24 protein-coding genes are annotated in these 24,178 nt (G+C 67.6%); 7 read left to right on the top strand and 17 right to left on the bottom strand.

What is annotated here, in order from left to right; all coding sequences use genetic code 11:
- Window positions 1-86 precede the first annotated feature (86 nt).
- Window positions 87-1,388: an isocitrate lyase gene (gene aceA, locus M1L61_RS01110; RefSeq protein ID WP_019337654.1), complete on the bottom strand. Its 1,302-nt coding sequence runs from the start codon at window positions 1,386-1,388 to the stop codon at window positions 87-89.
- Between the two features lie 65 nt (window positions 1,389-1,453).
- Window positions 1,454-3,076 carry a malate synthase A gene (gene aceB / locus M1L61_RS01105; protein WP_248854200.1) on the bottom strand — a complete coding sequence of 541 codons (1,623 nt, stop codon included), beginning with the start codon at window positions 3,074-3,076 and terminating at the stop codon, window positions 1,454-1,456.
- Window positions 3,077-3,186: 110 nt separating this feature from the next.
- Between aceB and M1L61_RS01100 the strand changes: the two genes are divergently transcribed.
- Window positions 3,187-4,155 carry a LysR family transcriptional regulator gene (locus M1L61_RS01100; protein ID WP_071306331.1) on the top strand — a complete coding sequence of 323 codons (969 nt, stop codon included), beginning with the start codon at window positions 3,187-3,189 and terminating at the stop codon, window positions 4,153-4,155.
- A 332-nt stretch (window positions 4,156-4,487) separates the two neighbouring features.
- Complete coding sequence (locus M1L61_RS01095) at window positions 4,488-5,396, top strand: LysR family transcriptional regulator (RefSeq protein WP_019337440.1); 909 nt, start codon at window positions 4,488-4,490, stop codon at window positions 5,394-5,396.
- An 83-nt stretch (window positions 5,397-5,479) separates the two neighbouring features.
- Here M1L61_RS01095 and M1L61_RS01090 read toward each other — a convergent pair whose 3' ends face one another.
- Together M1L61_RS01090 and lepB are read right to left on the bottom strand one after the other, a co-directional pair.
- Window positions 5,480-6,736 (bottom strand): MFS transporter, encoded by a 1,257-nt coding sequence (locus tag M1L61_RS01090; RefSeq protein ID WP_164192496.1) that lies wholly within the window; start codon window positions 6,734-6,736, stop codon window positions 5,480-5,482.
- Window positions 6,737-6,860: 124 nt separating this feature from the next.
- Window positions 6,861-7,487, bottom strand: coding sequence for a signal peptidase I (lepB, locus tag M1L61_RS01085; RefSeq protein ID WP_171954756.1), 627 nt, complete (start codon window positions 7,485-7,487; stop codon window positions 6,861-6,863).
- 257 nt (window positions 7,488-7,744) lie between these two features.
- Between lepB and M1L61_RS01080 the strand changes: the two genes are divergently transcribed.
- Window positions 7,745-8,146 (top strand): hypothetical protein, encoded by a 402-nt coding sequence (locus M1L61_RS01080; RefSeq protein ID WP_248854199.1) that lies wholly within the window; start codon window positions 7,745-7,747, stop codon window positions 8,144-8,146.
- A gap of 3 nt (window positions 8,147-8,149) precedes the next feature.
- Entirely contained in the window at window positions 8,150-8,596 is a 447-nt protein-coding gene (locus M1L61_RS01075) for a 3-dehydroquinate dehydratase (protein WP_004153636.1), read from the top strand.
- Window positions 8,597-8,731: 135 nt separating this feature from the next.
- Here M1L61_RS01075 and dcp read toward each other — a convergent pair whose 3' ends face one another.
- The 3 genes from dcp to arfB form a co-directional block, all read right to left on the bottom strand.
- On the bottom strand, window positions 8,732-10,888 hold the full coding sequence (gene dcp, locus M1L61_RS01070) for a peptidyl-dipeptidase Dcp (RefSeq protein ID WP_019337438.1): 2,157 nt from the start codon (window positions 10,886-10,888) through the stop codon (window positions 8,732-8,734).
- A gap of 111 nt (window positions 10,889-10,999) precedes the next feature.
- A complete protein-coding gene (locus M1L61_RS01065) occupies window positions 11,000-11,602 on the bottom strand; it encodes a lysophospholipid acyltransferase family protein (RefSeq protein WP_043400664.1) in 603 nt (200 codons plus the stop codon).
- 4 nt (window positions 11,603-11,606) lie between these two features.
- A complete protein-coding gene (arfB, locus tag M1L61_RS01060; protein WP_005420755.1) occupies window positions 11,607-12,038 on the bottom strand; it encodes an alternative ribosome rescue aminoacyl-tRNA hydrolase ArfB in 432 nt (143 codons plus the stop codon).
- A gap of 133 nt (window positions 12,039-12,171) precedes the next feature.
- Here arfB and M1L61_RS01055 point away from each other — a divergent pair, with 133 nt between their 5' ends.
- Entirely contained in the window at window positions 12,172-12,699 is a 528-nt protein-coding gene (locus M1L61_RS01055; RefSeq protein ID WP_010487093.1) for a DUF2059 domain-containing protein, read from the top strand.
- 70 nt (window positions 12,700-12,769) lie between these two features.
- Here the strand turns inward: M1L61_RS01055 and M1L61_RS01050 are convergent, their stop codons facing one another.
- The 4 genes from M1L61_RS01050 to M1L61_RS01035 all read right to left on the bottom strand — a co-directional run bounded on the left by M1L61_RS01050 (window position 12,770) and on the right by M1L61_RS01035 (window position 16,492).
- Window positions 12,770-13,513, bottom strand: a complete 744-nt coding sequence (locus M1L61_RS01050; protein ID WP_057503920.1) for a pseudouridine synthase — start codon at window positions 13,511-13,513, stop codon at window positions 12,770-12,772.
- Window positions 13,514-13,620: 107 nt separating this feature from the next.
- Window positions 13,621-14,199, bottom strand: coding sequence for an O-methyltransferase (locus M1L61_RS01045; RefSeq protein WP_248854198.1), 579 nt, complete (start codon window positions 14,197-14,199; stop codon window positions 13,621-13,623).
- Between the two features lie 5 nt (window positions 14,200-14,204).
- Window positions 14,205-15,860, bottom strand: coding sequence for a ubiquinone biosynthesis regulatory protein kinase UbiB (gene ubiB / locus M1L61_RS01040; protein ID WP_126560772.1), 1,656 nt, complete (start codon window positions 15,858-15,860; stop codon window positions 14,205-14,207).
- On the bottom strand, window positions 15,857-16,492 hold the full coding sequence (locus M1L61_RS01035) for an SCP2 sterol-binding domain-containing protein (protein ID WP_019337432.1): 636 nt from the start codon (window positions 16,490-16,492) through the stop codon (window positions 15,857-15,859). Before M1L61_RS01035 ends, ubiB begins: the two co-directional genes overlap by 4 nt.
- A gap of 401 nt (window positions 16,493-16,893) precedes the next feature.
- Between M1L61_RS01035 and ddlA the strand changes: the two genes are divergently transcribed.
- Entirely contained in the window at window positions 16,894-17,988 is a 1,095-nt protein-coding gene (ddlA, locus tag M1L61_RS01030; protein ID WP_248854197.1) for a D-alanine--D-alanine ligase, read from the top strand.
- 82 nt (window positions 17,989-18,070) lie between these two features.
- Here ddlA and M1L61_RS01025 read toward each other — a convergent pair whose 3' ends face one another.
- The 3 genes from M1L61_RS01025 to oleC form a co-directional block, all read right to left on the bottom strand.
- Window positions 18,071-18,226, bottom strand: a complete 156-nt coding sequence (locus M1L61_RS01025) for a DUF1328 domain-containing protein (RefSeq protein ID WP_004153593.1) — start codon at window positions 18,224-18,226, stop codon at window positions 18,071-18,073.
- A gap of 82 nt (window positions 18,227-18,308) precedes the next feature.
- Window positions 18,309-19,301, bottom strand: a complete 993-nt coding sequence (gene oleD, locus M1L61_RS01020; RefSeq protein ID WP_191850446.1) for a 2-alkyl-3-oxoalkanoate reductase — start codon at window positions 19,299-19,301, stop codon at window positions 18,309-18,311.
- Complete coding sequence (gene oleC, locus M1L61_RS01015) at window positions 19,298-20,956, bottom strand: olefin beta-lactone synthetase (protein WP_071306512.1); 1,659 nt, start codon at window positions 20,954-20,956, stop codon at window positions 19,298-19,300. The genes oleD and oleC overlap by 4 nt, the downstream gene beginning before the upstream one ends.
- A gap of 104 nt (window positions 20,957-21,060) precedes the next feature.
- Here oleC and M1L61_RS01010 point away from each other — a divergent pair, with 104 nt between their 5' ends.
- Entirely contained in the window at window positions 21,061-21,492 is a 432-nt protein-coding gene (locus M1L61_RS01010; RefSeq protein ID WP_029380125.1) for a YkgJ family cysteine cluster protein, read from the top strand.
- Between the two features lie 76 nt (window positions 21,493-21,568).
- On the opposite strand, the gene M1L61_RS01005 is transcribed toward M1L61_RS01010, so the two are convergent.
- The 3 genes from M1L61_RS01005 to M1L61_RS00995 form a co-directional block, all read right to left on the bottom strand.
- Window positions 21,569-22,459 carry an alpha/beta fold hydrolase gene (locus M1L61_RS01005; RefSeq protein WP_049410028.1) on the bottom strand — a complete coding sequence of 297 codons (891 nt, stop codon included), beginning with the start codon at window positions 22,457-22,459 and terminating at the stop codon, window positions 21,569-21,571.
- A 140-nt stretch (window positions 22,460-22,599) separates the two neighbouring features.
- Window positions 22,600-23,616, bottom strand: a complete 1,017-nt coding sequence (locus tag M1L61_RS01000) for a 3-oxoacyl-ACP synthase III (protein ID WP_010487115.1) — start codon at window positions 23,614-23,616, stop codon at window positions 22,600-22,602.
- 102 nt (window positions 23,617-23,718) lie between these two features.
- Window positions 23,719-24,036, bottom strand: a complete 318-nt coding sequence (locus M1L61_RS00995) for a DUF4156 domain-containing protein (protein WP_005407628.1) — start codon at window positions 24,034-24,036, stop codon at window positions 23,719-23,721.
- Between the last annotated feature and the right edge of the window lie 142 nt (window positions 24,037-24,178).

Here is a 24,178-nt window from a genome sequence, read left to right as displayed (position 1 = left end):
GGCCCGGTAGTGCCGGCCGCTGGCCGGCAACCATCTGGACCTCGGGAACATCGACGGGTTGCCGGCCAGCGGCCGGCACTACCGCATCACGCAGCGCGTTCGCTGCGCCCGCCGTGGAACTGCTCTTCCTCGGTCGAGCCGGTCAGCGCGGTGGTCGACGACTGGCCCTGCTGGATCGCCTGGGTCACCGCGTCGAAGTAACCGGTACCGACCTCACGCTGGTGCTTGACCGCAGTGAAGCCACGCTCGGCCGCTTCGAACTCGGCTTCCTGCAGCTCCACGAACGCGCTCATCTGGCGGCGTGCATAGCCGTGGGCCAGGTTGAACATGCCGTAGTTCAGCGCATGGAAGCCGGCCAAGGTGATGAACTGGAACTTGTAGCCGTAGCTGCCCAGCTCGCGCTGGAACTTCGCGATGGTGGCGTCGTCCAGGTTCTTCTTCCAGTTGAAGCTGGGCGAGCAGTTGTAGGCCAGCAGCTTGCCCGGGAACTTCGCATGGATCGCCTCGGCGAACCTGCGTGCGAATTCCAGATCCGGCTTGCCGGTCTCGCACCACACCAGGTCGGCGTAGGGTGCATAGGCCAGGCCACGGCTGATCGCCTGGTCCAGGCCATTGCGGGTCTTGTAGAAGCCTTCGACGGTGCGCTCACCGGTGGTGAACGGCTTGTCGTTGCCGTCGATGTCACTGGTCAGCAGATCCGCTGCTTCAGCATCGGTGCGCGCGACCAGCAGGGTCGGCACGCCCAGCACGTCGGCGGCCAGGCGCGCCGCGTTGAGCTTCTCGATCGCCTCACGGGTCGGCACCAGCACCTTGCCGCCCATGTGGCCGCACTTCTTCACCGAGGCCAGCTGATCCTCGAAGTGCACGCCGGCGGCACCGGCCTCGATCATCGCCTTCATCAGTTCGAAGGCATTGAGCACGCCACCGAAACCGGCCTCTGCATCGGCCACGATCGGCTGCAGGAAGTCGATGTCATCCTTGCCTTCGGCGTGGTGCAGCTGGTCGGCGCGCAGCAGCGTGTTGTTGATGCGCTTGACCACTGCCGGCACCGAATCGGCCGGGTACAGCGACTGGTCCGGGTACATCTGGCCGGCCAGGTTGGCGTCGGCCGCCACCTGCCAGCCGGACAGGTAGATGGCCTTCAGGCCAGCCTTGACCTGCTGCATGGCCTGGTTGCCGGTCAGCGCACCCAGCGCGTTGACGAACTCGCGCTCATGCAGCGACGCCCACAGCTTCTCCGCACCCAGGCGGGCCAGCGAGTGCTCGATGTGGACGGTGCCGCGCAGGCGCACCACGTCGGCGGCGCTGTAGTTGCGCTGGATGCCTTCCCAACGCGGGTTGGTATCCCAGTCGTGCTGGATCTGTTCGGCAGTGGGCAGCTTGCTCATGTCTTTCTCCAGTTCGGTTCGTGCGTGCAGCGGGGAGGGAAACGGCGTGGAAACGCGGGCGGGAGTCAATCGATGCGCGCGTAGGCCGGCAGGGTCAGGAAATCGGTCAGTTCGTCGCTGCGGCTCAGTTCGCCGAGCAGGGTGATGGCCTCCCCGATGCGTGCACCACCGGGCAGCGCGGCGGTATCGCCCAGCCGTGCCGGCAGCTGCGAGAGAGTGGAATCCAGCAGCGCCAGATCGATCGCGGTGCCGTCGTCCAGTTGCTGGCCCGGCGTATGCAGCCACTGCCACAGCTGGCTGCGGCTGATCTCGGCGGTGGCCGCGTCCTCCATCAGGTGGTGGATCGGCACGCAACCGTTGCCATCCAGCCACGCCGCCAGGTAGCGCACGCAGACTTCCACGTTGCCTTCGAAGCCGGCACGGGTGATGGTGCCCGGCGGGCGCGCGATCAGTTCATCGCGGCCCACGCGCACATCCTGGCGCAGCACGCTGTGCTGGTTCGCACCGGGCATGTGTTCGTCGAAGATCGCCATCGCCACCGGAATCAGCGCCGGGTGCGCAACCCAGGTGCCGTCATGGCCGGCGGTGACTTCGCGCAGCTTGTCGGCGCGCACCCGGGCCATCGCCTGTTCGTTGGCGGCGGCATCGTTGTTGATCGGGATCTGCGCGGCCATGCCGCCCATCGCATGCGCACCACGGCGGTGGCAGGTCTGGATCAGCAGCTCCGAATAGGCCTTCAGGAACGGCTGGGTCATGGTCACCTGGCCGCGCTCGGGCAGCACGCGGTCGGCGTGGCGGCGGAAGGTCTTCAGGTAGGAAAAGATGTAATCCCAGCGCCCGCAGTTCAGGCCGACGATGCGGTCACGCAGCGCGTGCAGGATCTCGTCCATCTCGAACACCGCCGGCAGCGTTTCGATCAGCACGGTCACCTTGATCTGGCCGTGCGGCAGGCCGAGCATGCCTTCGATGTGCGACAGCGCGGTCTCCCACAGCGCCGCCTCTTCCATGCTCTGCAGCTTGGGCAGGTAGAAGTACGGGCCGCGGTCCTTGGCCTGCAGGGTGCGGGCGTTGTGGAAGGCGAACACCGCCGCGTCGAACAGGCCGCCGGCGATGAACTGGCCATCGATGCGCACGTGCTTCTCGTCCAGATGCCAGCCGCGCGGGCGCACGATCAGCACGGCCTGTTCGTCGTACGGGCGCAGGGTGTAGTGCTTGCCATGGGCGGCGGTGAATTCCAGATCACCACGCACCGCCGCCGCCAGCGACTGCTGGCCGGCCAGCAGGTTGCGCCAGGTCGGCGAGGTCGAATCCTCGAAGTCGGCCATGAACACCTTGGCGCCCGAGTTCAGCGCGTTGATGACCATCTTCGGGTCGGTCGGGCCGGTGATCTCGACGCGGCGGTCCTGCAGCGCGGCCGGCAGCGGCGCGACGGTCCAGTCGCCACTGCGGATGGCGGCAGTGTCTTCGCGGAAATCCGGCAGGCCGCCCTGGTCGAAGAACGCCTGGCGCTCGCGGCGGGCCTGCAGCCGTGCCTGCCGGCCCGGTTCCACCGCACGGTGCAGCGACACCAGCAGGGCCAGCAGCGGCGCCGGCAGCACGGTGTCCTGGCCGGCCACGCGGGTCGCCAGGGCGATGCCGGGGGTGGCCTTGCTGGCAGGGGTGGGAACAGCGGAAGCGACGGCGGACATGGGGCAACTCCAGCGGTGGGGGAACGCCTCCACGGTGCCGCCCGGGCCGAGTATTTGGCAAAACAGTTTTTGCAATGCTCTACATAAGTTGTGCTAATACTTGTAACGCCATGACCACGCGCCCCTCGCCAAGTCCGCGTTTTTCCTACAAATCCGACCGGTTGAAGCCGCTGCGCGCGTTCTGCCAGACGGTGCGCCTGGGCTCGGTCTCACGGGCGGCTGAGGCATTGTTCGTCAGCCAGCCGGCCATCAGCCTGCAGTTGCAGGCGCTGGAACGGGAGCTGGGGGTGCCGTTGTTCGAGCGCAGCGGGCGGCGCCTGGTGCCCAGCCGCGAGGGCCAGCTGCTGTATGAAATGGCGCAGCCGCTGGTGGAAAACCTGGACGGGCTGGAGGCACGCTTCCGCGACAAGGTACGCGGCCTGGATGCGGGCGAGCTGAACATCGCCGCCAACAGCTCGACCATCCTGTACCTGCTGCCGAAGATCGTCGAACGCTTCCGCCTGCACTACCCGGACGTGCGCCTGACCCTGCACAACGCGATCAGCGCCGACGGCACCGACCTGCTGCGCGAGGATGCCGCCGACCTGGCGATCGGTTCGATGACCGATGTGCCGGCCGACCTGACCTACGCCCCGGCCTACCGCTTCGAACAGGTGCTGATCGCGCCGCATGACCATCCGCTGGCCAAGGGCGGCGAGCTGGAGTTGGCCGACATCGCGCGCTATCCGCTGGTGCTGCCGCCGAAGCGGCAGATCACCTACCGGCTGGTGGACCAGGTGTTCCAGCGCCACCGCATCGCCTACACCGTGGCGCTGGAGGTGGGGGGCTGGGAAGTGATCAAGCAGTACGTGGCGATGGGCATGGGCATTTCCATCGTGCCGGCGCTGTGCCTGAACGAGGCCGACCACGAGCGGCTGGCGGCGCGGTCGATGAAGCGCTGGTTCCCCGAGCGCAGCTACGGGGTGATCGTGCGGCGTGGCAAGGCGTTGTCGGCGCAGGCGCGGGCGTTCATCGAGCTGATCCAGCCGGAGTTGTTCAGTCCGCGCGATTACGACCAGAGCGGGCATTCCGAGCGGTAGGGGTGTTCGGCAGGGCTGCGCCCTGCACCTGCCGAGGCCGAAGCAACGGCAACAGCGGGCTATCCGTGGGATGGCGGTGCGCTGTGGGTGGGCAGGACACGCCGTGAACCCATCCCTGGGGGCTCGATGGCGCCATCCATGGCGCCAACGGTCCTGCCCACCCACAGCGCACCGCCTCTGACAGTTCTCCGCGGCTGTTGGTAGGTGTCGACCTTGGTCGACACGTCATCAATGATCGAAATGGGCTTTTGTAGAGTCGAGCCATGCTCGACTGGCGGAGAAACGATCAAAGAAGACGCCAGGCACGGTGCCGGTCTGGCTAGACTGGCGCCATGTCCGTCGAACTCCGCCACCTGCGCTACTTCCTTGCCGTCGCCGATACGCTGCACTTCGGCCAGGCGGCGGAGCGGTTGGGCATGTCGCAGCCGCCGCTCAGCCAGCAGATCCGCCAGCTGGAAGATCTGATCGGGGCGCGCCTGTTCGTGCGCAGCCACCGTCGTGTGCAGCTGACGCCTGCCGGTGAGCTGCTGCAGGAGCGTGCACGCGCCATCGTGCAGCAGGTGGAAACAGCGGTGGACGAGGTGCAGCGCGCGCAGCGCGGCGAGCAGGGCGAACTGCGTATCGGCCTGACCCGGGCCACGCCACTGTCACCGCAGATTCCGCGTTCGATCCTGCGCTACCGCCAGCAGTACCCGCAGGTACGGCTGCAGCTGAGCGAGATGAACACGCTGCAGCAGATCGATGCGCTGCTCGACGGCAGCCTGGACGTGGGCATCATCCGCAAGCGCGCGTTGCCGCCGGAACTGGTGGCGCACAGCCTGTTCGTCGACCCGCTGGCGTTGATCGTGCATGCCGACCACCCCGCCCTGCGCAAACTGTCGAAACAAGGAACGCTGTCGCTGCGCGACTTCGCGCAGGAGCCGTTCGTGGCATTTCGCCGCAGCGCCGGTGCGGGCATCCATGACCACATGATCGCGTTGTGCGCGGCCGCCGGGTTCACGCCGCGCATCGCGCAGGAGGCGGGCGAAGCCTCGACCCTGATCAGTCTTGCTGCTGCCGGCCTGGGTGCGGCGATCCTGCCGTCGTCATGCGATCACATCCGGGTGGAGGGCGCGCGCTTCGTGGCGCTGGCCGATGCCGGTGCGCATTCGGAGGTGCAGCTGGCGTGGCACCGCGAGGGGGTGACGCCGCTGATCCGCAATTTCGCCGGGTTGTTGCGCGAGGCGTTCGTGGAGGGCTGAGCGTGCAACCCACCCGGTAGTGGCCAACCTTGGTTGGCCCACGACCACAACGCCGACCAAGGTCGGCCTCTACCAGACCAGGATCACGCCGTCACCGGCTGCGGGGCGCGCTGCTGCAGCGCCCAGACAATGCCACCGCCGATCAGGGTCAGCACGGCGGCGAACAGGCACACACCCCGCCAGTCCCACGCCGCATAAGCCAGGCCGCCTAAACCACCGAGCACACTCGAACCCAGGTAATAGGCAAACAGATACAGCGCCGAGGCTTCCGCGCGCATCGTGCCGGCACGGCTGCCAACCCAGCTGCTGGCCACCGAGTGACCACCGAAGAAGCCGAACGTGACCAGCGCGATGCCGAGTGCCATCGTGCTCAGCCAAGGCAGTGCCAGCAGCGCGATGCCGGCACCGATCAGCGCGAACGAGATCGACAGGATGCGGCCGCGTCCGTAACGCGTAGCCTGCTGGCCCATCCACGCCGAACTGAAGGTGCCCACCAGGTAGACGCTGAAGATCAGGCCTACCACGGTCTGGCTGAGGTGGTACGGCGGCGCCAGCAGGTGGTAGCCCAGGTAGTTGTAGAGGGTGACGAACACGCCCATCAGCACGAACGAGGTGGCGAACAGCCACGGCAGGCCCGGGTCGGCGAACAGCATGCGCCAGCGTGACGGCAACTGGCGCAGTCCATCACGGCGGGGGTGGAAGTGACGCGACGGCGGCAGCTGCAGCCACAGCAGCACGGTGCTGGCCACGGCGATGATCGAGACCACGCCGATGCCCCAGCGCCAGCCCCAGTGGTCGGCGATGATGCCTGCCAGCAGTCGCCCGCTCATGCCACCGATGGCGTTACCGCCGATGTACAGGCCCATCGCCAGGCCCAGCGCGCGGCTGTCCATTTCCTCGACCAGGTAGGTCATCGCCACGGCCGGCACGCCGCTCAGCGCCAGGCCCAGCAGGGTGCGCAGCACCAGCAACGTGGTCCAGTCGTCCACCAGCGCGGTGCTCAGCGACAGCATGGCCGAGGCCAGCAGCGCAGCAATCATCAACGGGCGGCGGCCGACCGCGTCGGACAGCAGGCCGGCCAGCAGCATGGCCACCGCCAGCGTGCCGGTGGTCAGCGACAGCGACATTGCGCTGCCGGCGGCGGACACGCCGAAGTGGCGGCTGAATTCGGGCAGCAGCGGCTGCACCGTGTACAGCAGCCCGAAGGTGGAGAAGCCGGCCAGGAACAGCGCCAGCGCGGTGCGGCGGAAAGCCGGCGTGCCCTGCTGGATGCGGGTGTCGGAAGCGGGGTCAACAGCGTGGGGGCGGCGTTCGACGGTCGCGGCGGTTTCGCCAGTCATGGGATCGGTGGGCCGGTGGGGACGGCCGGGTATGGGAGGGAACGGGCCTCAGACTAGGCCCGTCCATCCAGTCGATCCATAACCTGATAGGTCAGGATTGATACACAGAAAGTATCAATTCAGCTTACAGGCGCTGCCACTCGAAGCCGGCGCCCCGGCGGTAGTACACCGCCACAGCGCGGCCGTAGACCTTGTCAGCGTCGACGAAGCCGAAGAAGCGGCCATCGAAGCTGTTGCCGCGGTGGTCACCCAGCACCAGCACCTTACCGTTGGGCACCACCAGATCGGCGATGTCCGGGCCGCCGCCCATGTCCAGATCGAGGCGGGCACGGCGTTCACCGAAGGCTTCCACGTCCTGCAGGTCGGCGGTCTGCAGTGGCTGGCCGTTGATGCTCAGGTGCCCTTCGTGCAGCTGCACATGGTCACCGGCCACCGCGGCCACCCGCTTGATCAGGCGGGTACCGTCGGCCGGCGAATCGAACACCGCCACCTCGCCGCGCTGCGGGGTGCCGGTCGCCATCAGTTCCTTGCCGGTAAACGGCAGGCGCAGCCCATAGGCACGCATGTCCACCACCACCCGGTCGCCGGGCTGCAGGGTCGGCTGCATCGAGCCGCTGGGCACTACGTAGTGGTTGGCCAGGGTATCGCGGGCGGCGGCGAGCAGGCCGAGCATCACCAGCAACGGCAGCGCCTCTTTCTTCAGCCAGGCCAGCGCGCGTTCGGAAAAGGGAGGGCGGGCAACAGCGTCCATGGCAGGCTCCGGGTCAGTGGTAGCTGCATCAGACCACATCCGGGCCGAAGAGGTTCCCGCACCGGCTTGCTGTAGAGCCGAGCCCGCGCTCGGCTGCTCTTCAAGCGTCGGTGCACGCCAGCCGAGCGTAGGCTCGGCTCTACAGGATGGGTTACGCAGGTTTTACGCCGTGCCCCGGCCACGGGCATCGCACCTTTACGGCCAGCACGTGCATCGTGTGCCCACCGCGCCGCAGGGCGCATTCCGCAAGGTGTTGTATGACCCTCCTGGTGATCCGCCACGCGTCTCCGTCGGCGCCGCGCCCGCAGTTGCCGGCGCAGCTGAGCGGCCATCGCGTGCTGTGCAGCGACTGCGCGAGTCTGTCCGAAGTGCGCCAGTGCCTGTGCCAGCCGCAGGCGCACTCGGCCGACTGGGTGCTGCTGGATGTCGGCGTGGCCGACGAGGCGCAATGGCAGGCCGAGGGTGGCGCACTGCAGGCGGCGCTGGAACGGCTGCCGGCGCAGTACATCGAGCTGCAGTCGCCCAGCGAGCCCGGCCTGGATGCGCGCCTGCGCCTGCAGCACGGCCCCGCCGCGGTGGTGCTCGACCAGCGCAGCCAGCAGGCCGGCTATCCGCTGTCGCTGGCCATCGTCGGCCGTCGCCTGGCGCAGGAGGGCTGAGCCATGTCGATCTTCATCATCCGTGGCCCGGAAGCGGCCGGCGCCTTGATCCGCACGGCGATGCCACTGCCGGCGCCGGTACTGAAGTCGCTGGTGCATCGTGCGATCGATGCCGGCACCAGCGTGGCGATCCGTGCCTGCGGTTCGGAACAGGAACTGCTGGACGCACTGCGCGTGGCCGACCACAGTCGCGGCGAGGTGACGCTGCTCGATCCGGGTGCATGTGCCAACAGCCTGCGCCTGCAACGGTTGCTGCCCTATCTGCACAACGCGTACGTGGAAGTGCATGACGACGGCGCGGTGGCCGAGCCGTGCCTGCCGGCCGGTGTCGGCCAGCGCCTGGGCATCGCCGCCGGCTATGGCGCGCAGAGCTATGTGCTGGCGCTGGACATCGCACTGGATCACCTGGGGCTGGCCGAGCAGGCCAACCGGGTGCATGTGGGGACGTAGCGCGCTTCCTTTCGTGGGAAACCAGCCGAGCATGGGCTCGGCTCTACAAGGGCGCGAAAGGCAGCCGAGCGTAGGCTCGGCTCTACAAGAAGAGCAAAGAAAAACGGCGGGGTTGCCCCCGCCGTTTTCGCTTTCTTATTTCAGCCCGCGGAACTTCAGCAGCGGTTCCACCGACGGGTCCTTGCCGCGGAAATCGCGGTACAGGGTCGACAGCTCCACACTGTTGCCGCGCGAGAGGATCTTGTCGCGGAATTCCTGGCCGTTGGCCGCGGTCAGGCCACCGTGTTCGGTGAACCACTGGTAGGCGTCATGGTCCAGCACTTCGGCCCAGAAGTAGGCGTAGTAGCCGGCCGAGTAACCACCGCCCCAGATGTGGTCGAAGTAGGTGGTACGGTAACGCGGCGGCACCTGCGGCAGGTCGACCTTGAACTTCTTCAGCGCGCTGGCTTCAAAGGCGCCGACATCCTGCAGCGGCGCGTCGGCCTTCTGCGTGTGCCAGGCCAGGTCCAGCAGTGCGGCCGACAGGTACTCGGTGGTCGCGTAGCCCTGGTTGAAGCTGCGCGCCTTGAGGATCTTGTCGACCAGTTCCTGCGGCATCGCCTCGCCGGTCTTGTAGTGCTTGGCGTAGTTGGCGAACACCTTTGGATCCAGCGCCCAGTGCTCGTTGAACTGCGACGGGAACTCGACGAAATCACGCGAGGTGGCGGTGCCGGCAATCGACGGGTACTTCACGTTCGAGAACATGCCGTGCAGCGCATGGCCGAACTCATGGAACATGGTGGTGACGTCGTCGAAGCTGATCAGCGCAGGCTGGCCGGCGGCCGGCTTGGTGAAGTTGCAGACGTTGTAGACCACCGGCTTGGCACCGGTCAGGCCGTCCTGCTCGACGAACACGTCCATCCAGGCGCCGCCGGACTTGCTGTCACGCTTGAAGTAGTCGGTGTAGAACAGCGCCAGCGAGGTGCCGTCCTTGTCGAACACTTCGTACACCTTCATGTCCGGGTTGTAGGTCGGAATGTCGGTACGCGGCTTGAAGGTGATGCCGTACAGCTGGGTGGCGGCGTAGAAGACGCCGTTCTGCAGCACGTTGTCCAGTTCGAAGTACGGCTTGATCTGCGATTCGTCCAGATCGTACTTGGCCTTGCGCACCTGCTCGGCGTAGAAGTCCCAGTCCGAAGCGGCGACCTGGAAACCACCCTTCTGCGCGTCGATCACCTTCTGGATCTCGCCGGCTTCGGCGCGTGCCTTGGCAGTGGCGGCCGGCACGGTGTCGGTCAGCAGCTTGAGCGCGGCAGCCGGGGTCTTGGCCATCTGGTCACCCAGCTGGTAGTCGGCGAAGGTGTCGAAGCCGAGCAGCTTGGCCTTCTGTGCACGCAGCTGGGCCAGGCGCTGCACGGTCTGCCGGGTGTCGTTGGCATCGCCGCGCTCGGCGCGGGTTTCCGAAGCCTTCAGCACGGCGGCGCGCTGGTCGCGGTCGCTCAGCGAGCCGAGCACCGGCTGCTGTGTGGTGTTCTGCAACGGCAGCAGGAACTTGCCATCCAGCTTGCGATCCTTGGCGGCGGTGGCAGCGTTGTTGATCGCATTCTCGTCCAGGCCGGCCAGCTTGGCCTTGTCGTCGACAACGACGGCCGCAGCGGCGGTGGCGGCCACCAGACGGGTATGGAACTGGGTGGAAAGGGTGGTTTCTTCCACGTTGAGCTTGCGCAGGCTCGCCTTGTCGGCGTCGGACAGCTGTGCGCCAGCGCGCACCAGGCCGTCGTAGTAATGCTCGACCAGGCGCTTCTGCACCGGGTCCAGTTCCAGCGTGTCACGCTGGTCGTACAGCGACTTCACGCGCGCGAACAGCTTCGGATCGAGGTTGATCTCGTCCTGGTGCGCGGCCAGCTTCGGCGCCACTTCTTCCTGGATCTTCTGGCGTGCATCGTTGGTATCGGCCTGGACCAGGCCGAAGAAAATGCGCGACACGCGGTTCAGGGTCTCGCCGCTGCGCTCCATCGCCACGATGGTGTTGTCGAAGGTGGCCGGCTCGCTGCTGTCGGCGATCTTGCGCACGTCGGCCAGGTGCTGGCGCATGCCTTCCTCGAACGCCGGCAGGTAGTCGCTGTCCTTGATCTTGTCGAACTGCGGCGCCTGGAACGGCAACGTGCTGGCGCTCAGCAGCGGATTGGTGGAGGCTTCGGCCGGCTGCTGGGCCGGGGCTTTCTGGGCATCGGACACGGGGGTGGACTCCTTGCCGGAACAGGCCGCCAGCGCCAGGCTGATGGCGGCGGCCAGGACTACGGTACGCGACATGTAAAACACTCCTTGGGCAGACGGTACGGGATACCAGCCCTCCACCCTACTCCTGTCGCGCTCGCCCGGCATGTGCCGGACGTGGCGTCTATGCGGCGGCCTGCGGCAGGCTCAGACCGTACCGCGGGTCTTGCCCATCCACGGCCGGTAGAACTCGCGGATGGCGGCCATGTCGGCGGCATCATCGCCGCTGGGCGTGAACAGCGGGCCGATGCCGATGGTCTTTTCCGGGTAGTGGAAATACGCGGCCAGGATCGGCACGTCGGCCATCCGGGCGATCTTCAGGAAGCCGGCCTTCCAGTCCTTCACGGCCTTGCGGGTGCCCTCGGGGGTGATGGCGAACCACATCTTCTCGTTGTTGCGCAGCAGGTCCACCGCCTGGCCCACCGTGCCCTGCGGCGAGCTGCGGTCCAGCGGGATCACGCCCAGCTTGTGCAGCAGCGGGCCCAGCGGCCACCAGAACAGCGATGCCTTGCCCAGCACCTTGACCTTCATTCCCAGCGCGATCTTGGCCGCCATGCCCCACAGGCCGTCCCAGTTGGACGAATGCGGCGCGATGATGAACACCAGGCGGGGAATGTCAGGCAGGGTGCCGGTCACCTTCCAGCCGCCCATGCGCAGGGTGCAGCGCGCCAGCCAGCGCAGGAAGGCGTTGGGTTTGACCTGCGGCATCTGCGGCGGCACGGCCGGCAGCAACGAAGTCGGGTTGTTCAAGCAATCACTCCCAGTCACGTGATGAGCGCCCGCGCTTGATCTGCGCGCGCCCGCGTTTGGCGTCCAGACGACGCAGTTTCGACCCGAGGGTCGGCTTGGTGGCCTTGCGCGGCTTGGGCACGCTCAGCCCGGCCTGGATGAAGGCCGCCAGCCGCTCGCGCGCATCCTCGCGATTGCGATCCTGGGTCCGGAAACGTTGCGCGTCGATGACCAGCACGCCTTCGCCGGTCATGCGCCGGTCACGCCGCGCCAACAGGCGCGCGCGCAACGGTTCGGGCAACGAGGGCGAGTTGGCCACATCGAAACGCAGTTCCACCGCGGTGGAGACCTTGTTGACGTTCTGGCCACCGGCACCGCTGGCACGCACGAACCGCTCGACGATCTCGCCGTCGGGGATTTCAAGCTGCGCGCTGATGGTGACCGGTCCACTGCCCATCCGCGCATTGTAGCGGCAGCCACGTGCCGGAGTGCGGCATCGCGCACCGTATGCCGCCGATCAGGTACCGAACACGCCGCCTTCGCCTTGGCTGCGGGTATGCTGGCTGTCCCATGTACCGCAGGAAGCCCGCATGACCCGCACCGCACCCGCCCTGCCGTCCCTGCTGCGCCGCGCCGCCCTGCTGCTGGCGCTGGCCGTGGCCAGCGTTCCGGCCCTGGCCGCGCCACCGACCGATGGCGACATCAACCGCCTGCTGTCCGCGTCACGGGCGCAGAGCATGATCGACACCATGCTGCCGCAGATCGAGGCGATGCAGCAGCAGCAGTTCCAGCAGGTGGCCGCACAGCGCCAGCTCAACGCCCAGCAGCAGGAACAGCTGAAGCGGATCCAGGCGCGGACCAGCCAGACCCTGCGCCAGGCCCTGTCGTGGCAGCAGCTGCGGCCGATGTACGTGGACCTCTACAAGAAGACCTTCAGCAAGGAAGACGTGCTGGCGATGGCCGAGTTCTACGAGAGCGCGGCCGGCCAGAGCCTGCTGGACAAGACCCCGGCGCTGATGCAGAACGTGATGGTGGCCATCCAGGCGCGCATGCAGCCGCTGTTCGCGGATCTGCAGAAGGACCTGGAAGCGATCGTCAACGAGCCGGAAAAGAAATAACGGGGTGCGCCGGGCCACGCCCGGCCGCTGGCTGTAGAGCCGAGCCCACGCTCGGCTTACCGCAGCAGCATCAGGCGTCGTCCACCTGCCAGCCGAACAGGCCCAGCGCCTTCTGGAACTCGCGGTCCAGCGGCGCACGCACATCCACCGTGCCACCGTCCGGATGCGGGAAACGCAGGCGCTCGGCATGCAGCAGCATGCGGTGCACGCCCTGCATGCGGAAGATGCGGTTGTGGCGACCATCACCGTGGCTGGTGTCGCCGATCATGTGATGCGAGAGATGCTTCAGGTGCCGGCGGATCTGCCGGAAGCGCCCGGTCTGCGGCTGGCAACGCAGCAGCGCGTAGCGCGAACGGGTGAACTCACCGACCGGGACCGACAGCTCGCCGGTGGCCAGGCGCTGGAAGTCGGTGACCGCCGGCTTCTTCACCGGCTTGCCCGGGCCACCGTCGAGGTCGTGGTCGACCCGCCAGGACAGTTCTGCCGGCCAGCCACGGCAGACGGTCAGGTAGTCCTTCAGCACTTCACCGCCCATCAACGCCTTGCCCAGCGCGCTGGCGGTTTCGCGGTCGAAGGCCAGCAGCAGGCAGCCGCTGGTGGCCCGGTCCAGGCGATGCACGAGGAAGATCGGGCGGCCCAGCTGCTCGCGCAGGCGGTCGGCCAGGAAGTCGTCTTCGCCACGGGCCAGCTTGCTGTCGTGGACCATCAGCCCGGCAGGCTTGTTGACCACGGCCAGGCGTTCATCCAGGTGCAGCAGCTGCAGGGGCGCGGTGTCGGTCTCGACCGCGGCGAGGGTCTCGGGTTCGGTGCTCACCGCGGGATTATAAAGGCCTGCCTTCTGTAGAGCCGAGCCCGCGCTCGGCGACTCTGCGCGACCGGCAACGGCGTGCCAACCAAGGTTGGCACCTGCCTGTAGAGCAGTCAGGCGCTGCGTACGGCCAACAGCTCGCCATTGCCCACCGGCACCAGGCTGGTGCTGAAGTCCGGATCAGCCTCCAGCAGCGCCCGCAGCGGTTCCATCTGTTCTGCATGCGAGGTGGCGTTGTCCACCACCAGCAGGCCGCCGGGCCGCAGCACGCGGCGCAACTGCGGCCACCAGCCGGCGTATTGCCCGCGGTCCGAATCGAGGAACAGCAGGTCGACGCTGGCATCCGCGACCAGCGCCAGCCACGGTCCTGCATCGTCGTGGACCAGCGTGATGCGATCGGCCAAGCCACTGCGCGCGAAGGTGTCACGCGCCATCGCCACCTTGTCCTCCGCGTATTCCAGCGTGGTCACGTGGCCGTCGATGGCGGCGGCAGCCTCGGCCAGCCACAGCGTCGAATAGCCGTTGGAGGTGCCGATCTCCAGCACCCGGCGCGCAGCGCCGAAGCGGACCAGCACGGACAGGAATTCACCCGTCTCCGGCGTGATGTTGAGCATGCGGCGCCCGCGCGCGCTTTCGCGGGCATCGTTGTCGGCGCCGAAGCGGGCCAGTTCGTCCTTGAGTGCCTGCAGCATGGGACCTACTTCCACCACGCGCGCGCCAGCGCCACCACGCCGACCACACCGGACAGCCAGCTCCACATCGGCAGGTCGCCCCAGTACCAGCCCGGCGGCTGCACCACATAGATCAGCGCGGCGATGGCCAGCAGGCCGACACCGGTGATCGCGCCCACCGCACGCTTCTGCAGGCGCTGCACGCTGGCATCCAGTGCGGCCAGGTCGCGCGAACGCATCGACAGTTCGTGGCGGCCTTCCACCTGCTGGGTCAGCCAGGCGTGTACCAGGCGTGGCATGTCCGGCGCATGGGTCATGATTTCCGGCAGGCGCTTGCCGAGCTCGCGCACCACCCGGCGCGGGCTGTAGCGCTCGCGCAGGATCTTCGCCAGCACCGGCTTGGCCACCGCCCAGATGTCGATCTGCGGGTCCAGCTGGCGGCCGACGCCCTCGATGTTCAGCAGGGTTTTCTGCAGCAGGATCAGCTGCGGCTGCAACGTCAGCTGGTAACGCTGGGCCACGCGGAACAGCTTCATCAGCACTTCGGCCAGCGAGATCTGCGATAGCGGCCGGGTAAAGTACGGCTCGCACACCGAACGCACGGCCGCTTCCAGGTCATCGATGCGCACGTTATCCGGCATCCAGCGCGCCTGCACATGTAGTTCGGCGATGCGGCGGTAGTCGCGGTTGAAGATGGCCATGAAGTTCTCGGCCAGGTAGTACTGATCTTCCTGCGAGAGCTGGCCCATGATGCCGAAGTCCAGCGCGATGAAGCGCGGGTTGGCGCGACGCGACGGATCGGTGTCGACCCAGATGTTGCCGGCGTGCGCGTCGGCATGGAAGAAGTTGTCGCGGAACACCTGGGTGTAGAACACCCGCACGCCCTTGGCGGCCAGCGCCTTGCGGTCGATGCCGGCCTTGTCCAGCGCGGCGATGTCGTCGGACGGAATGCCCCACACGCGCTCCAGGGTCAGCGCGCGCTCGGCGGTGTGGCTCCAGATCACTTCCGGCACGTACAGGTCGTCGCTGTTTTCCCAGAAGCGGCGCAGCACGCTGGCATTGGCGCCTTCGCGCTGCAGGTCCAGCTCGGCGGACAGGGTGTTTTCGACCTCGGCCACCACTTCGCGCGGACGGATCTTGTCGGCGCGCGGATGGGTGCGCTCGACCAGGGCGGCCAGCGAATTGAGCAGGGCGATATCAGCGTCGATCTGCTTCTCGATGCCCGGGCGCAGCACCTTGACCACGACCTGGCGGCCATCGGCCAGCGTGGCCGCGTGCACCTGCGCGATCGAGGCCGAGGCCAGCGGTTCGGTGTCGAAGCTGGCAAATGCCTCGCTGACCGGCAGGCCGAGCGCTTCCTCGACGATGCGACGCGCGGTCTCGCCATCAAACGGCTTGACCCGGTCCTGCAGCAGGGTCAGTTCGTTGGCCACATCCGGTGGGACCAGATCGCGGCGGGTGGACAGGATCTGGCCGAACTTGACGAAGATCGGGCCGAGATCCTGCAGCGCCAGGCGCAGGCGCGCACCGCGCGACTGTGCGGCGATGTCGGCCGAGGCGCGCGGCACGAACGGCTTGGCCAGGCGCAACCAGCGCTCGGCCGGTGTGCCCTGCAGCAGGTCGTCGAGGCGGTAACGCAGGATCACCCGGCCGATGCGGCTGGCGCGCAGCACGGCCTTCATGCGGCACCCCGCAGGCGCTGTACGCGTGCACCAAGGCGCTCCACGTCGTCGCGCAGCACGTCCACATCATCGTGGAAGGCATCCAGTTCAGCGCGCGGCACTACATCGCGCGATTCCTCGGTGATGAATTCTGCGGCGCTGTGGGCCAGGTCGACCGCGCCCTGGCGTGCGTGCTGCAGGGCGCTGCGCAGGGTATTGGCGACCTGCACGCCCAGTACCTCGCCGAACACGCTGACGAAGGGCTGCTGCCAGTCCGGGTCGAAGCCCTTGGCGAGCTGCTGCAGGCGGCGTGCCAGTTCGGCGTCGCCGGCCACGCGCACGCGGCCCTTGCCGTTGTTGTCACCGCGCCGTGCGTTGGCCAGCAGCGGCAGCTGCGCGAGCACGCCGGCCAGGCTGCTGCGCACGGCCAGGTCGGCTTCCTGCGCATCCACCGGGCCGACCCGCAGCTGGTCGCCGTCGACGCTGATGCGCATGGCCAGCGACGGCGCTTCCAGGGTCAGATCGATATGCCGGCCATCCAGGCTGGTCAGCGCATGGCGGGTATCCGGATCCAGCGCCAGCGCGCGGTTCAGGGCGATCTGCAGGGCGCGGCCGGCGACCGGCTTGAGGGACTTGAGCAGGGAGAGAGCCATGTGTGCATTCTACCTGCGTGGGTGGGGGGCTTGGGCCGGGCTGCCGCCCGGCACCCGCAGAGGCAACGGCAACAGCAGTAGCCGAAGCAACAGCAACAGCGGGCATTCCGTGGGTTGGCGGGATGGGTCCGGTTGCGGGGGACGCCGTAAACCCATCCGTGGGGGCTTGGCCGCGGCATCCATGCCGCGGACACCCCCACAACCGGACCCACCCCGCCTTCGACAGTTTCCCGCTGCTGTCAGGGCGGCTTTCTGTGTTGCTGTGGTGGGTGTCGACCTTGGTCGACACGGTAGATCCACGCCATGCGAGGATGGATTTCTGGTTCATCTGTGCCTCACGCGGAAGGCCGATGAAGGTTCATGCTATGAGGCCACGCAACGCACAGGACATCGCATTCCCCATGGCACGGACCCGGGTCGGCATCATCTTCGGTGGCAAGTCTTCCGAGCACGAAGTTTCGCTGCAGTCGGCGAAGAACATCCTCGATGCGCTCGATCGCGAGCGCTTCGAGCCGGTGCTGGTCGGTATCGACAAGCAGGGCCAGTGGCATCTGAGCCAGCCGGATACCTTCCTGATCAATGCCGATGATCCGTCGCGCATCGCCCTGCATCGGTCCGGTACGTCGCTGGCGGTGCGCCCGGGCGCCGAGCAGGCGCAGCTGCAGCCGTCCGATGCGGCCAGCGCGCTCGGCCAGATCGATGTGGTGCTGCCGATCGTGCACGGGCCGCTGGGCGAGGACGGTGCGCTGCAGGGGCTGCTGCGCATGGCCAACCTGCCCTTCGTCGGTTCACCGGTACTGGGCTCGGCGGTGGCGATGGACAAGGACGTGACCAAGCGCCTGCTGCGCGACGCCGGGCTGCAGGTGGCACCGTGGCTGTGCATCCGTCGCCATCAGGCGGCGGCAGTCGATGTCGATGCGGTGATCGCGCAGCTCGGCCTGCCGTTGTTCGTGAAGCCGGCCAACCAGGGTTCGTCGGTGGGGGTGAGCAAGGTCAAGGATGCAGCGGGCTTCGCCGAGGCGCTGGCATTGGCGCTGCGCTACGACCACAAGGTGCTGGTGGAATCGGCGGTGGTCGGTCGCGAGATCGAGTGCGCGGTGCTGGGCAACGAACATCCTCAGGCCAGCCTGTGTGGGGAAGTGGTGGTGCACGACGAGTTCTACGCCTACGACACCAAGTACATCAACACCTACGGCGCCGAGGTGGTGGTGCCGGCGGATATCGATGCTGCAACCCAGGCGCGCATCCAGCAGACCGCGCTGCGGGCCTACCAGGCGCTGGAGTGTGCGGGCATGGCGCGCGTGGATGTGTTCCTCACCACAGACGGTGAGATCGTCATCAACGAGGTCAACACACTGCCGGGCTTCACCCGCATCAGCATGTACCCGAAGCTGTGGGGCGCCAGCGGTGTGGGCTACACGACGCTGATCACGCGGCTGATCGAACTGGCGCTGGAGCGCCATGAAGCCGATCGCGGATTGCACAGCGCCGTGTAGCGGCGCTGTGTGTAGCGTCGAGCCATGCTCGACGCTACAAAGAGGGCGTGCCGGCCAGAGGCCGGCACTACCCTGCGGTCTTCTACCCGCGCTTGCGGAACATCGAGATCACTGCCAGTACCAGGAACACAACGAACAGGATCCAGGCAATGTTGCTGGCAGCGCCGGCAATGCCGGAGAAGCCGAGCACAGCGGCGATGATGGCGATGACGAAAAAGATGACGGCGTAATGCAGCATGGCGCTCCTCGCAGATGTCCGGGCCGTTGGATGGCGTGGGTCCATCCTCCCGATCTGGCGGTGTGCAGCCAGTGACGGCGATCTATGCAGCAGATGAAGCCTTCAGCCTGCGCAGCCCTTCTTCGACGCTGACCTGCGGCACGTAGCCGAAGTCACGGCGTGCCGGCTCCATGCTGTACCAGTGCGGCGTGCACAGCTGCTCGGCCAGGAAGCGGGTCAATGGCGGCTCGCCGCGCAGGCGCAGCAGCGGCCACAGGCGCTCGCAGAGCGCACCGATGCGGTAAGCGGCCTTGAAGCTGATCGCCTTGTCCACCGTCGGCGCACCAACGGCGGCCAGCAGCTTGTTGACCAGCTCGCGCATCGGCAGCGGTTCGCCGTTGGAAATGAAGTAGGCCTTGCCCGCACACGCGGCCCCCGGCGCCAATGCCTCGAAAGCGAGAAAGTGTGCGAGCGCGGCGTTGTCGATGTAGGTGGTATCCACCTTGTTGTTGCCATCGCCCACCAGACGCAGGCGGCCCTGCCGTGCACGTTCGGCCAGGCGCGGCACCAGCTGCTGATCGCCCGGGCCCCAGATCAGGCGCGGGCGCAGTGCCACCGTCGCCAGCGAGGCGTCGTTGGCCGCCAGCACGCGCTGTTCGGCAATCGCCTTGGTCGCCGCATACGGGGCCTGGAAGTCCTCACCGTAGGGCACTTCATCCGCGCCCAGACCTTCCACCGGGTGGGTGGCACGGTGCGTCACGCTGGGCGTGGAGGTGTAGACCAGCCGGCTGATGCCGTGCGCGCGGCAGGCGGCGATCACATTGTCAGTGCCGACCACGTTGGCCTGGTGGTAGCTGTCATAGCTGCCCCACGCACCGGCCTTGGCACCGTTGTGGAACACCGCGTCAACGCCGGCCACCGCGTGCAGCACTGCCTGCGCATCGGCCAGGTCGCCACGGATCTGGCCCACGCCCATCGCCTGCAGTTCCGGGTAATGGCTGCGGTTGAACGCCAGTACCTGGTGGCCACGTTCGACCAGCCCGCGGCACAGCGCCTGGCCGAGGAAACCACCACCACCGGTGACCAGGATCTTCATGCGCGCTTCTCCAGTTCGGCGCTGGCCCAGACGGCGAGCTTCTCGCGGCCGATCTTGGCGTTGTGACGGATATCGACGGGGAACGCCGGATGCACCAGGAAGTGCTGCAGGCCGGCCTCAGGCGTGCGCGCTGCGGCATGCGCACGCAGCGCTTCCTGCAGCGCCGGGCTGTCTGCCTGGCCACGCTGCAGTTCCACGCACAGCACCGGCACCTGTGCACCCGGGGCGCCGACACCGACCAGCGCCGTGCGCGCCACCCCGGCCACGGTGTTGAACACCGGCTCGACCTGTTCGGTGTACAGCGGTCCGCGCGTGGTCTCCACGCGCTGCGTCTTGCGCCCGCAGAACCACAGTCGGCCCTGCGCATCGAAGTAACCGACGTCGCCCATGCGATGGACCACGCGCGTGCTGCCATCGGCCAGCGTCTCGTGGATCTTTGCCGCCGCCGTGGCCTGCGGGCGGTTGAAATAACTGTCGGTGGCGGTCGGCCCGGCTACGGTGATCTCGCCGACCTCGCCGGTGGCCAGCACGCGTGCCTGCGACCAGTCCGGCAGCGGCGCGTCATCGATGGCGATGATGCGCACTTCGTTCGGCGCCACCACGCTGCCCACGCAGGTCCCTGCGCCAGCCTCGGTAGCGGCGCGCGTACGCTCCAGCTCGCGGCCCTCGACCACGGCCACCGGCAGGCACTCGGTGGCGCCATACGGCGTCCAGAACTGCGCGTCGGCCGGCAGCAGGCTGCGGATGGTGGCGACCACGTCCGGCGGCACCGGCGCACCCGCCGAGGTCACCCGGGTCACCGTCGGCAGCGGCCGGCCATGCTTCGCCAGCACCCGCATCAGTGCCGGCGAGCCGAACAGCTGGGTGACGCCGAAACGCTGGATGGCGTCGTGGAGGCGCGCCGGGTCGGCCTGTGCCGGCCGGGTCGGGTCCATGTCCGGGATGACCGAGGTCAGGCCCAGCGCAGGATCGAACAGCGCGAACGGCGGGAAGGTCGGCAGGTCCACCCCGCCCGCTTCCATGCCGAAGGCACTGCCCAGCAGCTGGATCTGGCCGACGAAGTGGCGATGGCGGTAGACCACGCCCTTGGGCACGCCGGTGGAGCCACTCGTGAACAGGATCGCGGCCATGTCCTCGCCGTCAGTGGCGGCCAGCATCGGCCCACCATTGGCGCCGGCGCGCTCCAGCGCGGCCAGGGTGGTTCCGCCCCAGCCGAGGCGGCGGCCGACGGTCACCAAGCGCGCCGCCGACGGCGCCCAGCGCAGCACCAGCCGCGCCACATGGGCCAGCGGAATGCCGATGAAGGCTTCCGGCTGCGCCTCGTCCAGACACTGTTTCAGCGCGCGCTTGTCGATGCCCGGATCGACCAGCACTGGCACCGCGCCCAGCTTGAACAGGGCGAACATCAACAGGAAGAACTCCGGCGAGGGCCGCACCATCACCACCGTGCGCACCCCTCGGCCGATCCCGTAGCCGGCCAGGCCGGCGGCCATGGCATCGCTGCGGGCGTCCAGCTGGCGGTAATCCAGGGTGACGTCGTAGGCGGCCATGCCGTTGCCGGCGCCCCGGCGGCCGGGGCAGCGGATAGCAATCTGGTCGGGGCGTTCACGCGCCAGTTCAGGCAAACGGGCCGCAATATTGCAGGGTCGGTTCATCCGCTCATTGTCGCCGCTTACGGAATTTCTTGCGCGGCGCCCCACTTCGTGGAAAATCCGCACCCTCGTTCCTGATTCCGACTGCCGCCCGAGGCGGCTTGCCCATGCAACATCCCTGCATGACCTGCGGCGCCTGCTGCACCCAATACCGCGTGGCCTTCCACTGGATGGAATCAGACGAGGTCACCCCCGGCGGCGTGCCACACCAGCTCACCGAAGTGCTGGACCCGCATCGCCTGTGCATGCGTGGCACCCATTCCAAGCCGGTGCGCTGCGTGGCGCTGGATGCGCAGATCGGCGTGTATTCACGCTGCACCATCCACCCCAACCGGCCCAGCGTGTGCCGTGAGGTGGATGCATCGTGGGAGTACGGCAAAGCCAGCCCGCAGTGCGACAAGGCGCGCATCGCCTATGGCCTGGATCCACTGACGCTGGCCGACTGGCGTTGGCGCGATGACGCCGACAATGATGACGATCATCCGGACGACAACGGCAACAGCCCGTCTTCGCCGCCGCAGGCGCCGGTCGCGGCGTAGTCCGGTGTGCCGACCAACGGTCGGCACCTGCCCATTACCTCTTCCGGTGGGTGCCGACCGTTGGTCGGCACGCCCCTCAGATCGGGTTCTTGTCCAGGAACGCGCGGATCTCCGGCACCAGCACCTCGTGCTTGTCTTCCAGCACGTAATGCCCGGCATCCTCGAAGGCATGCACCTGGGCCTTCGGCAGCGCGGCCTGGAAACCCTTCAGGAAGTGGTGGTCGAACACGAAGTCGCGCAGGCCCCAGCCGAGGAAGGCGGGGCGGTCGGCGAACGACGGCAGCGCCTTGCCGGCACGCTCCAGCAGCGACCACGCCTTGTCGGCCGGCGACAGCGGGATGTCCTGCATGAAGCGGATGGTGCTGATGCGGTTGGCGTAGCTGTTGTACGGCGACACGTAGGCGCGGCGCACGTCGGCCGGCATCTTCCGCTCCACGCCCAGCCACGAGGCGCCGGACGAGAATGCGTTGAAACTGCGGATGATCCACTCGCCGATCTTCCAGTGGCGGCCCAGCGCGATCTGCCACGGCATCTTCTTCGCGGCCGGCATCGGGAAGGCGGCGGTGTTGAGCACCACCAGGCGCTTCACCTGGTCGTGGTGCGACAGCGCCCAGCCGAAGCCGATCATGCCGCCCCAGTCGTGCACGGCCAGGGTCACCGGGCCGGTGATGCCCAGGTGCCTGAGCAGTGCATCGAGATCGTCCACGCGCGACTGCAGCGTGTACTCATAGCGGCTGTCGTCCGGCTTGTCCGACAGGCCCATGCCGATGTGGTCCGGCACGATGCAGCGGTAAGTGTCCGACAGGCCAGCCACCAGCGTGCGCCAGTAATAGCTCCACGACGGGTTGCCGTGCACCATCACCACCACCTCGCCGTCGCGCGGGCCTTCGTCGAGATAGTTCATCGACAGGCCAGGGCGCACTTCGAAGCGCTGCGGGTGGGCGGGGTAACCGGGGAGATCGCGCATGCGGAGCACCTAAGGAGAATCGCGGCGCGGTGTAGAGCCGAGCCGATGCTCGGCTGCTCTCCGGTCCGCTGCGGAAGAGCCGCGCTGCGCGCGTGAGCCGAGCATGGCTCGGCTCTACAGGAGGTCGGGCAGCGGGCTGCTTACCAGACCACTTCAGCCATCGAACAGTTCAGGCCGGAACCAATGCCCAGAAGCGCGATGCGATCGCCCTTCTTCAGCTTGCCCAGCTGCTTGAGCTTGCTCAGCACGATCGGCACCGAGGCCGGGCCGATGTTGCCGTGCTCGCCGAAGATGGTCATGACCTTCTTCGGGTCGATGCCGAAGTTCTTGATGAACGCGGCAGTGTGCGGCTGGCTGACCTGGTGGATCACGAACTGGTCCAGCTCTTCCACGGCCCAGCCGAGTGCAATCTTGGCGGCGCTGAAGGTCTTCTGCGCCAGCTTGATGCCTTCGATCAGCAGCAGGCGGGTATCGGTGACCATGCGGTCCAGGTTGCCCAGGCACAGCTGGTTCCACTCGGTGGCCGAGCGGGTCACGCCGCCCTTGTAGCGCGGGGCGTCCGGCACCAGTTCCGAGCGCGCCATCACCATGGCCGCAGCACCCGAACCGGTGGTCAGCGCCGCCAGCTCGTTGCGGAAATCGTCAGCGGTGACGTCCGGGGCGGTCATGCGCTCCAGGGTCTTCTCGTACACCAGGTTGGCGGTCTCGCCATCCACCACCAGCGCGTAGTCGATATCACCGCGCTCGATCATGCGCGCCGCGATATCCATGCCGTTGATGAAGGCCAGGCAGGCATTGGCGACGTCGAAGGTCATGCATTCGTCGCTGACGCCGAGGTTGCCGGACACGATGGAGGCCGTGGACGGCTCCAGGTAGTCACGGCTGACCGAGGTGTTGACCAGCAGGCCGACCTGGGTCGCGGTGATGCCCGCGTCTTCCAGTGCCTTGCGGCCGGCCATGGTGGCGGCGTCCGACGCCAGCACGCCGTTGTCCCACAGGCGGCGGGCATGGATGCCGGCGATATCGCCGAGCACGTCGGTGCGGATACCGAGGCGATCCAACGTCGGCTGCAGGCGTTCGTTGATTTCCTTGGTCGTCAGCGTATGCGGCGCGTCGACGTGTGCCAGGCCGGCGATCGAGACATTCTTGAAGAGCATCGAGGTTAGCGCCAAGGCTCAGGCAAAAGGGGGCGCTATTCTATAACCCCCGGGCTTTCACCGCATCTTTACGAATTCAGCCTTGCCCGTATGGTGAAGCGTTCAGCGCGGCGGGCACTGGAAGGCGGCGAAGCGCTGGCTGCCATCGGCCGGGGCCGCAGCGGCCTGCACGGCATTGGCGCCGGCGCTCGGGGCCTCGTTGCGGGCCAGGGTTTCCAGCTCTTCCTGCACCCGCAGCGGGTTGCGGTTGTAGAAGCCGACCTTGCTCTTCACGGTGACCACCACCTCGCCCTTGGCGATGCAGCCGGCGGGAACCGGGCCTGCCGGCAGCACGCGGGTCGCCTTGCCGGCCGGTTCGATCGGCACCCAGGTACAGGCGGTGACGGTGAGCAGCAGGGAGGAAAGCAGCAGAACGCGCATGGGCAGATCCTGGAAGGGTATGGGGGGATTCTGCCTGAACAGCCTGAATCGGGGGTAGCCGGGGGTGGGGTCGGATCCCCCGGTAGCGCCGGGCCATGCCCGGCGAGCGCGCAGCGCGGCATGGCTGGCCGCCGAAAAACCG

This window comes from Stenotrophomonas sp. NY11291, assembly GCF_023277365.1.
Classification (GTDB): domain Bacteria; phylum Pseudomonadota; class Gammaproteobacteria; order Xanthomonadales; family Xanthomonadaceae; genus Stenotrophomonas; species Stenotrophomonas geniculata.
This window is presented reverse-complemented; position numbering and strand designations above follow the sequence as displayed.

What these genes read in the sequence shown, in the direction of transcription:
- aceA (WP_019337654.1), bottom strand. Translation starts at nt 1,388, where the DNA reads ATGAGCAAGCTGCCCACTGCCGAACAGATCCAGCACGACTGGGATACC.
- aceB (WP_248854200.1), bottom strand. Translation starts at nt 3,076, where the DNA reads ATGTCCGCCGTCGCTTCCGCTGTTCCCACCCCTGCCAGCAAGGCCACC.
- M1L61_RS01100 (WP_071306331.1), top strand. Translation starts at nt 3,187, where the DNA reads ATGACCACGCGCCCCTCGCCAAGTCCGCGTTTTTCCTACAAATCCGAC.
- M1L61_RS01095 (WP_019337440.1), top strand. Translation starts at nt 4,488, where the DNA reads ATGTCCGTCGAACTCCGCCACCTGCGCTACTTCCTTGCCGTCGCCGAT.
- M1L61_RS01090 (WP_164192496.1), bottom strand. Translation starts at nt 6,736, where the DNA reads ATGACTGGCGAAACCGCCGCGACCGTCGAACGCCGCCCCCACGCTGTT.
- lepB (WP_171954756.1), bottom strand. Translation starts at nt 7,487, where the DNA reads ATGGACGCTGTTGCCCGCCCTCCCTTTTCCGAACGCGCGCTGGCCTGG.
- M1L61_RS01080 (WP_248854199.1), top strand. Translation starts at nt 7,745, where the DNA reads ATGACCCTCCTGGTGATCCGCCACGCGTCTCCGTCGGCGCCGCGCCCG.
- M1L61_RS01075 (WP_004153636.1), top strand. Translation starts at nt 8,150, where the DNA reads ATGTCGATCTTCATCATCCGTGGCCCGGAAGCGGCCGGCGCCTTGATC.
- dcp (WP_019337438.1), bottom strand. Translation starts at nt 10,888, where the DNA reads ATGTCGCGTACCGTAGTCCTGGCCGCCGCCATCAGCCTGGCGCTGGCG.
- arfB (WP_005420755.1), bottom strand. Translation starts at nt 12,038, where the DNA reads ATGGGCAGTGGACCGGTCACCATCAGCGCGCAGCTTGAAATCCCCGAC.
- M1L61_RS01055 (WP_010487093.1), top strand. Translation starts at nt 12,172, where the DNA reads ATGACCCGCACCGCACCCGCCCTGCCGTCCCTGCTGCGCCGCGCCGCC.
- M1L61_RS01045 (WP_248854198.1), bottom strand. Translation starts at nt 14,199, where the DNA reads ATGCTGCAGGCACTCAAGGACGAACTGGCCCGCTTCGGCGCCGACAAC.
- ubiB (WP_126560772.1), bottom strand. Translation starts at nt 15,860, where the DNA reads ATGAAGGCCGTGCTGCGCGCCAGCCGCATCGGCCGGGTGATCCTGCGT.
- M1L61_RS01035 (WP_019337432.1), bottom strand. Translation starts at nt 16,492, where the DNA reads ATGGCTCTCTCCCTGCTCAAGTCCCTCAAGCCGGTCGCCGGCCGCGCC.
- ddlA (WP_248854197.1), top strand. Translation starts at nt 16,894, where the DNA reads ATGGCACGGACCCGGGTCGGCATCATCTTCGGTGGCAAGTCTTCCGAG.
- M1L61_RS01025 (WP_004153593.1), bottom strand. Translation starts at nt 18,226, where the DNA reads ATGCTGCATTACGCCGTCATCTTTTTCGTCATCGCCATCATCGCCGCT.
- oleD (WP_191850446.1), bottom strand. Translation starts at nt 19,301, where the DNA reads ATGAAGATCCTGGTCACCGGTGGTGGTGGTTTCCTCGGCCAGGCGCTG.
- oleC (WP_071306512.1), bottom strand. Translation starts at nt 20,956, where the DNA reads ATGAACCGACCCTGCAATATTGCGGCCCGTTTGCCTGAACTGGCGCGT.
- M1L61_RS01010 (WP_029380125.1), top strand. Translation starts at nt 21,061, where the DNA reads ATGCAACATCCCTGCATGACCTGCGGCGCCTGCTGCACCCAATACCGC.
- M1L61_RS01005 (WP_049410028.1), bottom strand. Translation starts at nt 22,459, where the DNA reads ATGCGCGATCTCCCCGGTTACCCCGCCCACCCGCAGCGCTTCGAAGTG.
- M1L61_RS01000 (WP_010487115.1), bottom strand. Translation starts at nt 23,616, where the DNA reads ATGCTCTTCAAGAATGTCTCGATCGCCGGCCTGGCACACGTCGACGCG.
- M1L61_RS00995 (WP_005407628.1), bottom strand. Translation starts at nt 24,036, where the DNA reads ATGCGCGTTCTGCTGCTTTCCTCCCTGCTGCTCACCGTCACCGCCTGT.